Source organism: Sphingobacterium sp. MAE, assembly GCF_056711605.1.
Window position 1 is genome coordinate 5,044,383 of sequence record NZ_CM160044.1, and the last position, 12,361, is coordinate 5,056,743.

Genomic DNA, 12,361 nt, shown 5'->3' on the forward strand with positions numbered 1-12,361 from the left:
TATGTGCTATAAGAAGGCAATACCGGAAATATTGATTTTAATTGCCGTGTACCTTTTCTTTAAAATGAATTTTTCCACATCATCGACTCCACAGGTTTTGTCGTTTTCGTATTATACTTAGCATTGCCCTTGGTATTATAAAGCGTTTCCACCTCACCTTCGACAACAAAATAAATCAACTGCCCAATTGGCATACCAGCATAGATACGTACTGGCTGCGCACAGGAAATCTCCAATGTCCAAGTATTGCAAAATCCAACATCGCCTTTTCCTGCTGTTGCATGGATATCAATACCTAAACGACCGGTGCTTGATTTTCCTTCCAAGAAAGGGACATGCTGGTGTGTTTCTGTATATTCTAAAGTAACTCCAAGATATAATGTATTGGGCTCTAGAACGAATCCTTCTTCAGGAATTTCAAAGTGATCAATCTCATTATGTTTCTTAGCATCCAATACACGACTTTTGTAGGTCGCTAAATGTTTTCCTAAGTGAACATCATAAGAATTTGTTCCTAAGCATTTGCGGTCATATGGCTCTATAACAATATGGCCTTTTTCAATTTCTTCAAGTATACGTTTATCTGATAAAATCATGATTTTTCTTTATTACATATGATTAAAACTGAATTTCAAATTTTTCCATTGAACCCACACTAACCATTTATTTTCAAACTTAGATAAATTTGTGTTATTTACAATTTAAAATATGCTATATCAGCAACAAAGTTATCTATTTCTCCGCTTCCATCAAGAACCATTTTAGTGTGAAAGGAAAAGTATTATTGAAATTTTACATGATTTATAATAGTTTATAGTAGAATTTCTGTCATGAAAAGTTTTAAAATAAAGGAAAACACAAACAAAACGACAACAGGATATAGAATATGAAGATAAATAGGCTCAAACAAAATCTTTACTGCTTTATCCATATAATAATATTGCTTATCAAATCAAATTTATCTAAGTTTGAGTATGAGCTTAGTATACCTACGAGAATTGGATCAGCATACCAAATTTGCAATTTGGCGAATTGAAGAAGATGAACAAACATTAGCTGAGCAATTACAATTGGATGAAATAGAGGAACAGAAACTCATGAGTCTCTCCAATGGTAAGCGACGATTGCACTGGCTCGCTACTCGTGTACTATTGCGGACATTGCTCAATACAACGGCTTACATTGACTGCCCTTCGGATAAAAATGGAAAACCTTACTTAGCCAATTTTCCTGAAAAAATATCCCTTACGCACTCTTTTGATTACGCAGGCGCAATTGTAAGTTCAACTGGCGAAGTAGGCATTGATATGGAATTGATCAAATCAAAAGTAGAGCGCATCGCACATAAATTTCTCAAAGAACAAGAACTTAGCTTTATTTCTAACGATAAAAATCGTATCGAACAACTATATGCTTGCTGGAGTGCAAAAGAAGCAGTCTACAAACTGCAGGGCAACATCGGTGTTTCCTTCCTACACAATATGACCATCGCCCCCTTTGAATATGAAGAAGAAGGAATATTGAGATTATACTTAACAAGTGAAAAGCACAATCGCTCCTTTGATGTCTACTATGAGAAGTTCAATGACTATTTATTAGCATATGTGGTCGAATAAGGCCAATTTTGTATTCAAAACGTAAGAGAAAAAAAAATAATTTTATTCAGATTCAAACAGTTACGAAAAAGGTGTGACATTTATTTTGGAAGAGTAAAAAATGCGCTTATCTTTGCATCACATTAATAAACAAAATGGCCCGTTCGTCTAGGGGTTAGGACGTTAGATTTTCATTCTAGAAACAGGGGTTCGATTCCCCTACGGGCTACAGACTTAAACGTCAAAACATACTAAAAGCTTGCAAATCAAATGATTGCAGGCTTTTTTGTTTTATCGGTATCTACAAAACTTTCAACTTTTCCCAATAAAAAAGTGAGTCATTCGGTGAGTCATTTTTTAAATCTAGACTACTCACTGGAAATGGTTTAACCTGCTGTTTCACAGCTTGTTTAAAAAATGGACATCTTGATTTCGTTCGGCTGCAAGGCTAATTTTGTTTCACTTAAATGACTTGATCATGAGTACAAATTATTCCTTGCTCTTCTACTTGAAGAAACCAAAAAATTACGTAAACGGCCCTAAGCCGATCTACATGCGTATTACCGTAGATGGAATACCTAAAGAGGTTTCCACAGGACGGGAATGCGATCCTGCAAAGTGGATATCAAAGGCTAACCGTGCCAAGGGAACCAAAGAGGATGTCAAAACCCTGAACGCTTATCTGGACACCCTCGAACACAAATTGGCAGATACCCATCTGCAGATGACCAAAAGCGAAGAGGATATTACTGCGGAATCCATTAAAATGAAGTATCTCGGAAAGGATATCCCGAGAAAATCATTGCTGGCTGTTTTTCTTGAACACAACGAGCAGATGAAAGTGCTGTTGGGAAACGGTTTTAAGCCCAATACACTGAAGGGTTACAACACTTCCCTTTCACATATCGGAAAGTATCTGAACGAAAGTCTTAACCTAAAGGATATTGAGGTACGAAAGATGGATCATGGCTTTGTTGCCGGTTATGAATTTTTCCTTCGCTCCGCACTCGGCTGTTCGGAAGTGTCCGCGGCAAAGTACATCAAGCATCTACGAAAGATCGTCAAACTTTGCATTGCACATAAATGGATTATGGAAGATCCCTTTGCATTCTATAAGAATTCTGCCAAAGCGAAAGAAAAAGATTTTTTGACCGAGGACGAGCTGGAACGTATCGAACGCAAGCTGTTAACCATCCCCAGATTGGCACATGTTCGTGACATCTTTGTGTTCTGCTGCTACACGGGGCTATCCTACGCCGATGTCAAAAAGCTTTCTGATGATGATATCGGAAGAGGTTTCGGAGGAAAACTATGGATATTCACCAACCGGGAGAAAACGGAAACGGCTTCGAATATCCCCCTACTGCCAAAGGCACTGGAAATCCTTTCCAGATACAGCGATTATCCGCCCTGTGTTTCCAAAGGTAAACTTCTTCCCGTCCTCAGTAATCAAAAGATGAACAGCTATCTTAAAGAGATCGCAGACCTATGTGGCATAACGAAGAAACTGACCTTCCATATGGCACGTTATACTTTTGCCACGACGATTACCTTATCCAATGATGTGCCTATTGAAACCGTATCCAAGATGCTGGGGCATACCGATATCAAGACCACCCAGCATTACGCCAAACTACTGGATACCCGGATCGGTCGTGACATGGCCAAGCTGGAGGAAGCACTCGGTAATAAAACACCGAAATATGATACAAGAATACCAAGACTAAACTCCGGATCGATGCCTTCTTTTGTCCTTTCACCCTACCTGCGGAAGGAAAAGACCGAATGACGGGGTAAGTCCGATTTCGGTAATCACTGGTGTATAAATATCCGTATTTGTCCTGATGGAAAAGGCGGTGGCTGTTGAGAAAGGGAAAGTAAATAAACGGGAATTAAATGCGATGTAATGACGACACGAAGATTGTTTGCCGTGCATAATCGACGCTACCTCCATAATGAGCGGCAGAGAATATTGCAGAACCACATGACAAGTTCCCTTTCGCCGATAAGGAAGATGTCCGTAGCCAATGTGCGTACATCTTCCGCCATTTCCTTTATGGTTGCGTATTCCCCACGAAATCCCGAAATATCCGTTATTGGCCATTTCCGGAGTTCCCTGTAAAGTACCAGCAGATGGTATCCCTGCAAGCGGCATAGTTCCAGTTGTCTGGTAGACTGCTCGTTCAGCTCAGACTTGAGAACCACCAGAAACCAGCGGAGTGTATTGTCATCTATGGTTTCCATGTAGTCGCGCAACATGGAGAGATAACGTATTTCCAGAACCGTAAGAGCCTCCATTTCCTCTTCGACATAGTTGAGATATGATTCTGATGCAATTTCCTTGCGCAGGGCGTCCGGTAGTTTCCCTTCTGCAGTTTCCAGTCCGGACCGTATACGTGCATAGCACGAAGCCAGTTCCTTCCAGGGGTGTCGAAGGCTGTTGGCATTCTCCTCCGGATCGGGGAAGTGGAAATAGACTTCTTTCATGAAATTGGGCATGTTCAGCTCCTCTTTCTCAGCCCTGGGAGTATTTGCCGATCTGAGGACACTTTCGTAGACAGGATAGATGACCGTTCTGTCCTCATCCTCCCACGGTCTTGCACGCTGCCGATAATTTTCCATGCGTAAACTGTCCGGAGGTTGAAGGCCGAACGCCTCCTGGTAGACGCCGATCAGGCAGAGCCGCAACATTTCCCTGTCTTTCAGGGTATGCGTCTGTTCTTCGATCTCCTGAACGATCAGATCTCCGAGCCAATAGTACAGTCCTAACAGTATTCTGGTGTCATAGTGGATTTTTGTACTGGCTCTCTTTGGTCTGAGGAGAAGCGAGCGGACACTGTCGTAATCTGCGAGCTGTACGTTTAACTTTCCCCTCATATACCGGAAGCGCTGCAGCAAGCGACTCCTGTCCAGACGCTCCAGACGGGAAAGAGCGTCGCCGTATATGCCTTCGTAGAATGTGTGGCCATCATAGTCTTTGGAGATGCCCTGCCCGGAACTCCCATAGAGGAGATGCTTTAGTGACTCCCTTGCCTTAGCCCTGTCCGGTTTGAAATAACTCCCCAGCAGAAACTGGCAGAAACTATCATACCCGAACTCCGACACAGCGTACGAACGTATCCTCTCGGCAAAATCCATGATCTGCACCCGGCATTCTTTCTCAAGTCCGGTTTCGTAAAACACGGTCGTAACGGGGATCTCTTCGAGGTCCTGTTCCCAGAAGACAATCTTTTGGCCTTCATGTAACAGACGGGGTACGAACGGTCCTTTGAAAAAAAGATCTACATGGAAATGCTCTCCCGGGGTCAGCTGGTACTCCAGGGTCTGTTTCCCCTGCCAGAACAGCTGTCCCATGTCCGCATGACAGGTTTTTGGAGGCATATTGCCGAACGAGCATACAGCAACGTTGCCGAACTGCAGATGGAACGTCACAACCTCCTCATTGGGAACAGAGAAAATACTTACCGGCTTTTTGACAGTATACCTGCAGATCCGCAGATGGGAGCTGCCCTCCCATACCGAGAAGACACTGAGCGTGCAGCTTGGCGACTCCTGCACGGATTCCGCCACGAAATAGCGCTCACCCATATCCTTTCTGTCCGGTTCCAGCAGGAAAGGCGGTGCGACAGGTTTTTCTCCTATATCCACAAAAAGGGGGTGTTCACGCAAGATGTTCCTCATGTTATCGCTTTTTTGCAAGCCGTAACTTTGGGTGTTCTGGTTCGTTGAAACTGCCTTTCGGAGCGGCCAAAGTATCTTCTGTTCCCCGACACACCTTTTGCTACAGAATACTCTAATTTAACAAAAATAGCCGGACGGGTCAAAAAAATTAAGTGACCAGATCACAGAAACGGTAACCTCCTTCCCTAATAAAGCAAATTATATGATGTAAAAGTGTTAATTTTAAGATTTCAGACCAGTTTGATTTCAGGGGCTCGGGTTGCAGTTTATCCTGGTAAATTACGCATTCGTCGAATAAATTTGAAGGACGGGACGGATCTGTTTATATTCCCCTCTCTATTGGATGGCTGATTAAAAAGGAATGGAGTTCAAATTATGCATAATCCTGTAACCATACACCACGACGAAAGAACACTAGCAAAGCAGTCCGGTGTCACAGACCGCCCCGATCATGTCAGTTTCCCCATCCGGGGGATCCTCTGGGATACTGTCGCTCACCCTGATTATAATATGTCGATCCAGCAGACCAGTTTTTTGCGTAACCATATGCAGCTGATCGAGATGCAGGCGCTGGACGAGGTATCGATCAACTTCAGCGTTGATAAGCCGACCGTATTTGTCGTCATCATGATAGAAGGCTTTGTCAAATTCTATCTGCAGGATACCTTGGTATCCTATGCTATGGCCGGCGTACTGTATATGAGCTACAATCCGCAGACTGATTTTCGGCTCAGGGCAAGTTCGGGAAAGCATAACATGATGGTCGTGTCGCTGGACAGGGATTGGTTGACGAAAACCAGAACGCCTTTTCCGCAGATTGCTCCGTTGGTGGACTGTCTACTCGAAGGCACCGATAAAATAGCCGTGCTGCCGATGTGCCGTCTGGCACAGCCCATGGCCGACCTGTGGGAAGCTATGCGTATCGTACGCTCCGATCCTTTTACATACCATGCTGAACTGGTGGTTAACGCTGCCAGGCTGGTCACCCTATACCACGGACTGCTTGAAAGCGGAAACTATATAAAGAGGCAGCTTTCCGCGGAGATCGCCAATGCGCTGATCATGTACGTTGAAGCCAATTATTGCATGGAAAGCGGCGCATCCGTTAGCCAGATCGTTCAGGATCTCGGTATAGCCAGGCATAAAGTGGAGGAATATGCTATGTTCCTATTTGGAAAAAGCCTGCATAAGCATATCAGGGATCTGCGTATGGCTAAGGCGGCGAAGCTGCTTAAAGAAACCGATCTTACAACCAGCGCAATTGGATTAGCTGTAGGGTATTCAGAAGGGTCACACTTTTTTAAAGTATTTTATGGCTTCTATAGTCTCTCACCTGCAAACTACAGGGAAAGAAATAAGAAATGATGAACATCTTGGAACGGGTACCGTCCATTTTCCGTTAGTTTCAGAAAATTTGTACTTTTCTTCGGAAAATCGACTGTGTTTGGCGACAACTTCATGAGTAACTTTGTGGTACAACAATTGGGAAAATGAAAGTTTTAACAGAACATACATGCAAAAGAGAGACAATACTTGTCGTTACCACCGCACTTATCGCGCTGTTGTTTTTCTATGCAGCATTCAGTAAACTCATGGACTATGACCGATCACAATGGGAAATGCAAAATCAGGTATTCTCCAAATCTGTAGCCAATATGCTTACATGGCTAGTGCCTTCGGTGGAGATCGTCCTTATGCTCGGACTACTTTTTCCAACGATCCAGATCAAAGCGCTGTGGGGATCACTCTTTTTACTTGTTACTTTTACGCTTTACCTAGCCATCGTAATGACCAATATATTCGGACGCATTCCCTGCTCTTGTGGGGGAATAATCGGCAAATTACCTTATAGTGTCCATCTTATCTTCAATATCCTATGGATTGTCATCGCACTTATTGGACTGAATGCACACTATGGTTGGAGGAGAGATATTTTAACAGGTTTTAAACTTAGAAAGGAGATTGCCCGGAATTGAATGATTTATTTATGCAGGAGGAAAGCCCCTCCTGCTGAAAGCTAATTAACAATATACAACGTGAAAATCAGGGCTTCTGGGGATTGTAGCGTTAACAACTTTCCTGTCTCCAAATTAGAAAGGGAACAGGACCTTAAATAATAATGCCATGAAAAAGATCATAGCAACAGTCAAAAAAGTAAATAAATTAGGTTTGGCTCTAATTGGAGCGGCAGCCTTAATGCTAATGAGTTTCAATTTTGCCGAAAGCAAACAAAGTACGGTAAAGTGGACTCGTAATCCTGTAAATAATCAATGGGTTCAGGTAACTGGGGAATATGAATGTAATACTTCGAATCTTGTTTGCACTAATTCGTATGATGCAGGAGTAGATCCAAATACCGCTTCAAACCCAATTATTAGAGAAACCGAAGAGGGCACATTCGCCCAATAAGTGTCTATAATATTGCTATGTGTTTAAGGTGCGGAGATGTTTGTTCCGCACCTTTTATAAATTATCTTGGGTTCTGTTCCAGATTATTAAAATTTATTTCCTCTGCAGCAAGAGGAAATGTATATCTATTGCTATTTGGCAAAAGCACATAAGTCTGATTATTCAAAGTGCGTGTTAAAGTTACTGCAAATCGACTGTCCTTGTTAAGACGCCTGAGATCGCCCCATCTCAGCCCTCGGAAAAGAAGTTCCTTCCGTCTTTCATCCAAAATTTGTTTTAATGCGTCGTCTTTATGTGATGCTGCTAATACCGGATAAGGGACTAAATTTGACCATCTTGATTTCAATAATGTATTCAAGTCATTCATTGCCAGGTAATGTGAACCGACTCTAGCTTCGCATTCGGCTTTTATTAGAAACATTTCATCGATTGCCAAACCTCCAAATATACGTAAAGTACTTCCTGTATACCTTCCCTTAAAATATGCAGGATTTGCCGTTGCATTAAAGAATATTACTCTTCTTAAATCATCATTATTATAGCTATCATAAAGTTTCGGATCAACTGTGGTGTTACTGGAGGTTGAAAAGGTATACGATGTCAATCTTGAATAAAAGATTACTTCATCATTTTTATTGCCTGGTAAAGACGGAAATGGGCTTGAAGCAGTCTTGCTTAAAGTATTATAATCAATGAGGGTGCTATTGTATTTCAGGCAGCTCTTGGCGTAAAAGAGTGCATTCTCGTAATCTTCCATATTAAGGTACACCCTTGCAAGAAGCGCTTGTGCCGCAACTTTGTTGGGTCGGGTCTGATAGGTCGATTCTGAAGGCAGAAGATTTTCAGTTTCTTTTAAATCATTAATGATCTGATCATAGGTTTGCTGTAACGTTGCTCTTGTAGATTTTATATTTACATCTGCTTCAAGTCTGATAGGTATACCCAAATCCTGATCTGCGGTATTTTTATCATACGGTTTGGCAAACATCTGAACTAGATTATAAAAAGCAAATGCGCGATGAAACAGTGCACTTCCCTTAATAGCGTTCCATTCTTCCTGAGTTTCGGACAAAGGATATATTTTCTTCAATCCCTCAGATATTACATTAGCATAAAAGATTTGTTTATATTGGGAGTTCCAGTCTGGGGCAGAGGCTCCTTCAAATATATCCTGTTCCCAGATATAACAATTTTTTTCATACAGATTATTAAATGAATTCACTTTTAGATCTGTACTATAATAGTCATCAGATGAGATTATCTGTAAAGCTGGCGTGATATTAAAAACATCCAAATTGTCCAGTAGGTTTTGAAAGTCGGATAGTGTAGTTGGAACCAATAGGGACTTATCAGACTTCGTTTCTAAGAATTCATCCTGGCAGGACTGCAGTGTACCAAAGAGAAATAAAAGGATAAATATGCTATTTTTCATAATTTTTGATTTGAGATTAAACGTTAAAGTCCCAATCTTATGCCCATTCCTAAAGTACGGACAGGTGTATAGTCTGCATTTGCATAATCGGGATCAAGACCGGATTTTGTAGCTCGCCAGAGAATACCGATATTATTGGCATATATGTATACCTGTGCTTGGCCAAGGCCAATCTTTGAGAGTTGTTTTTGGGCAAGGGAATAACTGAAAGAAATATCCTGTAAACGTATGTGATCGGCTTTTTCCACATTGGCACCCGAGTAGATGTAAAAAAGATCCCGGTTTGACACCTGCCCATCGGGCATGGAAGGGACGGTTGTATGAAGTTCATCACCGGGCTTCCGCCAACGGTCTGCATATCTTCCGAAAAGATAACTCTGTCCGGTCAGGATGGTATTGTATGATATGCCTCTCTGTCTGAAGTAATATCCGAACCGGTAGGAAATATTGAACGATAACGAAAACCTGTCATATGAAAACGTATTGCGCAAGGAACCGTATGTAGTCGGACGTGCCGGACCATTGTAGACCAGATTTTCCGGTGTAGCAGCAGCAAGGACTGTAGTATAATCTTCACTTACCGCTCCATCGAGATACCCTTGGGGATTGCCATTCTCAGGGTTAAGACCGGCCCATTGATAGCTATATACAGAATAGAACGGTTTTCCCGATAAGGGATAGATGGTAGTTTCGCTATAATAAAGGTAGTTCGTCGTACCCGAAGTCAGTTCATAGTCCACCACTTTATCCCTGACATAGCTCCATAAATAATTTGTCTCCCACTTGAACCTGCCATTAATATTCTTGCTGTTCAAGGTGATATCCAAACCTCTACCCTGCGTATTGGCCGTATTGCCACGGAATGTTGTTATCCCGCTGGAGGGTGCATAGGCAATATCCCCGATTAGATCGATACCTTTTTTGAAATAAGGTTCTATGGCGCCACTGATGCGGTTTCCCCTGGTGGCGAAGTCTATCCCGAGGTTTATCATCCTGACCCGTTCCCAACGCAGTTCGGGATTCGGTGGGTTCACAATTGCGGCATAGGTCTGGTTAATGGCATTTCCTGAAAGATATCGTGCAGTCGTGTATGCCGATAGCGATTTATTTACATTGCCGTTGTAACCGTAGGTGACACGCAATTTTAGGTATGGCAGAAAATCCAGATCATAGAAGCTTTCATTATTGGCTATCCATGCCAATCCTGCCGAATAGAGCGGAACCCCCTGTTGGTTGGCATTCACACCAAAGAGATTGCTCCTGTCCAAACGGGCACTGGTCGATAAAATATATCTTTTCAAATAAGTATACGAAGCATTACTATAATAGGACAGATAGCGATCCGTCAGTTCGGTAGCGCCGTCGTAAAAAGGCACGGTTGTAGAATAGCCTGTATTATAATATTGGGGGTAGATACGGATATAATCTGCTTTCGATAGGGTAGCATGTTCATCCTCATAACCGTACATGCGGTTGGTTGTTGCCCTGGTCTGGTAATCCCGAAGCTCATAGCCTGCAATGGCATTCACTTCATGGATATCGGACCAGTTTTTGGCGTAGTTTAGCTGAAGCCGGATACTGTGGTTGTCCAGATCGGTATTGGTCTGATCCAATATCCCTCCCGGAGGTACCGGATAGGACAATACACCTGCGGAACTAACCTGTGTAAACCTGTTGACCAGGTCCCGTGCATAGTACGATTCGGCGCTCCGCAGATTTCGGGTCAATCTTTCTGTACCGCCATATTGATACAAAGCATCGATTGTCAAGCTTGGTAATATTTTATAGTTAAGCGCCACATTGATCCGGTAGTCCTTCGAAGTGGCCGTATTGTCCGTTAGATAGATTTCGTCCAAAGGCCGATACGTCCAGTCCAACAGGCCATCTTCAAGAGCCCTTTGTTTGAAGCTGTTCCGATAATCCCGGTTTATGGCAAGAGCATTACCTTGATCATCGACCAGTCTGGCATAGGGATACATGGAGGCACTGTTCCCATCGAGACCGATCAGATTTGTCCCGGGATTATCGATCATCGTTCTGCTATGCGTAAAGTAGATGTTTGTGGTCAGCTCGAGCCTGTCCTTCAAAAAGGAGAAGGTGTTCCCAGCGTTGACCGTCGCACGGTTAAACCCATTCTGTACGAGATCGTCCAGATTTTTATCGTAACCCGCTGACAGCATATAGCGGTGCTGCGGACTACCGCCACTGATATTTAGACTGTGCTGCTGCCTACTGCTGCTGCGATAGAAGTATTTTTCATAATCATTCCGTACATCATGGGATTTCTGTGCGTCAATCTGCGCATCTATTTCATTGGCCAATGTCGGATCATCGCGCTTGGCAACCAATAGTTCAACCACGGGTGTTAGCGCGGGGTTTGCGATGTCGGATTCCGCTGCATTATAATAGCCCTGCCCAAAAAGCATTTTTTCGATCTCGATAAAATCGGACGACGACATCCGGCGCTGATAGAATAGATCCGGTCTCTGACCGATTGTCAGATTGCTGTTGATACTGATCTGAGCGGATTGGTTGTAAGCTGCCTTTTTAGTTGTGATCACGATCACGCCGTTACCGGCCTTTGCCCCCCATATCGATGCCGCAGCGGCATCCTTCAGCACGGTAATGCTTTGCACATCGGTCGGGTTGATATTGGATATATCTCCTTCGAAGGGAAAATTGTCGATGACGATCAATGGGCTCGCATCGCCGTAGATCGTATTCTGACCCCGGATATTGATGGAGGCCAATGCCCCTTCACCGGTTCTTCCGTTTCTGTTGATCAGCAATCCGGGCGTAACGTCCTCCAGTCTATCCAGGATGTTGGTACTGATCCGACGGTTGAGCAGTTCATTGTCTATCTGTACAAACGATCCGGTGGCTCTTTCTTTCGGTAGGCTTTGGTAGCCGGTATTGATTATGGTGACTTCTGAAAGCTGGTTTATCTCTTCTTCCAGACCAACCGATAATAGGGTGTCCAAAGGCAGGGAAAGCCGTATGACTTTTGTTCGGTACCCGATGATAGTGAACTCGACTGTCGGTGTTCTATTCCTGACGTTAAGGGAAAAGTTTCCATCTGAAAGTGTCATACCAACTGCTGCACCATCGACATTGATGGATACGGAAGCAAGAGGCTTGTTAGTGCTTCCCGAAACTACGATACCATTCAGCTTATGCTGTGCATGTGCTAAATTAAAACAGAAGAATAAAGCAATTAAAAGTATATTTTCTTTCATAATGTGTT

At 43.0% G+C, this 12,361-nt stretch carries 9 protein-coding genes and 1 tRNA gene; 6 read left to right on the forward strand and 4 right to left on the reverse strand.

Annotated elements, in window-relative coordinates; all coding sequences use genetic code 11:
* Nucleotides 1–59 precede the first annotated feature (59 nt).
* Nucleotides 60–596 carry a dCTP deaminase gene (gene dcd, locus AC06G9_RS21470; protein ID WP_094771694.1) on the reverse strand — a complete coding sequence of 179 codons (537 nt, stop codon included), beginning with the start codon at nt 594–596 and terminating at the stop codon, nt 60–62.
* A gap of 378 nt (nt 597–974) precedes the next feature.
* Between dcd and AC06G9_RS21475 the strand changes: the two genes are divergently transcribed.
* From AC06G9_RS21475 to AC06G9_RS21485, 3 genes are all read left to right on the forward strand, one after another.
* Nucleotides 975–1,616 carry a 4'-phosphopantetheinyl transferase family protein gene (locus tag AC06G9_RS21475; protein WP_045753745.1) on the forward strand — a complete coding sequence of 214 codons (642 nt, stop codon included), beginning with the start codon at nt 975–977 and terminating at the stop codon, nt 1,614–1,616.
* A gap of 136 nt (nt 1,617–1,752) precedes the next feature.
* Nucleotides 1,753–1,824 (forward strand) — tRNA-Glu (locus AC06G9_RS21480).
* Between the two features lie 249 nt (nt 1,825–2,073).
* The gene (locus tag AC06G9_RS21485; protein WP_480957182.1) at nt 2,074–3,384 is read left to right on the forward strand and encodes a site-specific integrase; all 1,311 of its coding nucleotides are present in this window, start codon (nt 2,074–2,076) and stop codon (nt 3,382–3,384) included.
* A gap of 155 nt (nt 3,385–3,539) precedes the next feature.
* On the opposite strand, the gene AC06G9_RS21490 is transcribed toward AC06G9_RS21485, so the two are convergent.
* Complete coding sequence (locus tag AC06G9_RS21490; RefSeq protein ID WP_480957183.1) at nt 3,540–5,276, reverse strand: hypothetical protein; 1,737 nt, start codon at nt 5,274–5,276, stop codon at nt 3,540–3,542.
* Between the two features lie 375 nt (nt 5,277–5,651).
* Here AC06G9_RS21490 and AC06G9_RS21495 point away from each other — a divergent pair, with 375 nt between their 5' ends.
* The 3 genes from AC06G9_RS21495 (at nt 5,652) to AC06G9_RS21505 (ending at nt 7,685) form a co-directional block, all read left to right on the forward strand.
* Entirely contained in the window at nt 5,652–6,641 is a 990-nt protein-coding gene (locus AC06G9_RS21495; protein WP_480957184.1) for a helix-turn-helix domain-containing protein, read from the forward strand.
* A 125-nt stretch (nt 6,642–6,766) separates the two neighbouring features.
* A complete protein-coding gene (locus AC06G9_RS21500; protein ID WP_480957185.1) occupies nt 6,767–7,252 on the forward strand; it encodes a MauE/DoxX family redox-associated membrane protein in 486 nt (161 codons plus the stop codon).
* A gap of 148 nt (nt 7,253–7,400) precedes the next feature.
* Nucleotides 7,401–7,685: a hypothetical protein gene (locus AC06G9_RS21505; RefSeq protein WP_480957186.1), complete on the forward strand. Its 285-nt coding sequence runs from the start codon at nt 7,401–7,403 to the stop codon at nt 7,683–7,685.
* A 61-nt stretch (nt 7,686–7,746) separates the two neighbouring features.
* Here AC06G9_RS21505 and AC06G9_RS21510 read toward each other — a convergent pair whose 3' ends face one another.
* Both AC06G9_RS21510 and AC06G9_RS21515 read right to left on the reverse strand, forming a co-directional pair.
* Nucleotides 7,747–9,117: a RagB/SusD family nutrient uptake outer membrane protein gene (locus tag AC06G9_RS21510; RefSeq protein WP_480957187.1), complete on the reverse strand. Its 1,371-nt coding sequence runs from the start codon at nt 9,115–9,117 to the stop codon at nt 7,747–7,749.
* Between the two features lie 23 nt (nt 9,118–9,140).
* Nucleotides 9,141–12,353, reverse strand: a complete 3,213-nt coding sequence (locus AC06G9_RS21515) for a SusC/RagA family TonB-linked outer membrane protein (RefSeq protein ID WP_480957188.1) — start codon at nt 12,351–12,353, stop codon at nt 9,141–9,143.
* Nucleotides 12,354–12,361: the final 8 nt, after the last annotated feature.

Excerpts from the sequence above, each read along its gene's own strand:
- dcd (WP_094771694.1), bottom strand. The coding sequence starts at position 596 with ATGATTTTATCAGATAAACGTATACTTGAAGAAATTGAAAAAGGCCAT.
- AC06G9_RS21475 (WP_045753745.1), top strand. The coding sequence starts at position 975 with ATGAGCTTAGTATACCTACGAGAATTGGATCAGCATACCAAATTTGCA.
- AC06G9_RS21485 (WP_480957182.1), top strand. The coding sequence starts at position 2,074 with ATGAGTACAAATTATTCCTTGCTCTTCTACTTGAAGAAACCAAAAAAT.
- AC06G9_RS21490 (WP_480957183.1), bottom strand. The coding sequence starts at position 5,276 with ATGAGGAACATCTTGCGTGAACACCCCCTTTTTGTGGATATAGGAGAA.
- AC06G9_RS21495 (WP_480957184.1), top strand. The coding sequence starts at position 5,652 with ATGCATAATCCTGTAACCATACACCACGACGAAAGAACACTAGCAAAG.
- AC06G9_RS21500 (WP_480957185.1), top strand. The coding sequence starts at position 6,767 with ATGAAAGTTTTAACAGAACATACATGCAAAAGAGAGACAATACTTGTC.
- AC06G9_RS21505 (WP_480957186.1), top strand. The coding sequence starts at position 7,401 with ATGAAAAAGATCATAGCAACAGTCAAAAAAGTAAATAAATTAGGTTTG.
- AC06G9_RS21510 (WP_480957187.1), bottom strand. The coding sequence starts at position 9,117 with ATGAAAAATAGCATATTTATCCTTTTATTTCTCTTTGGTACACTGCAG.
- AC06G9_RS21515 (WP_480957188.1), bottom strand. The coding sequence starts at position 12,353 with ATGAAAGAAAATATACTTTTAATTGCTTTATTCTTCTGTTTTAATTTA.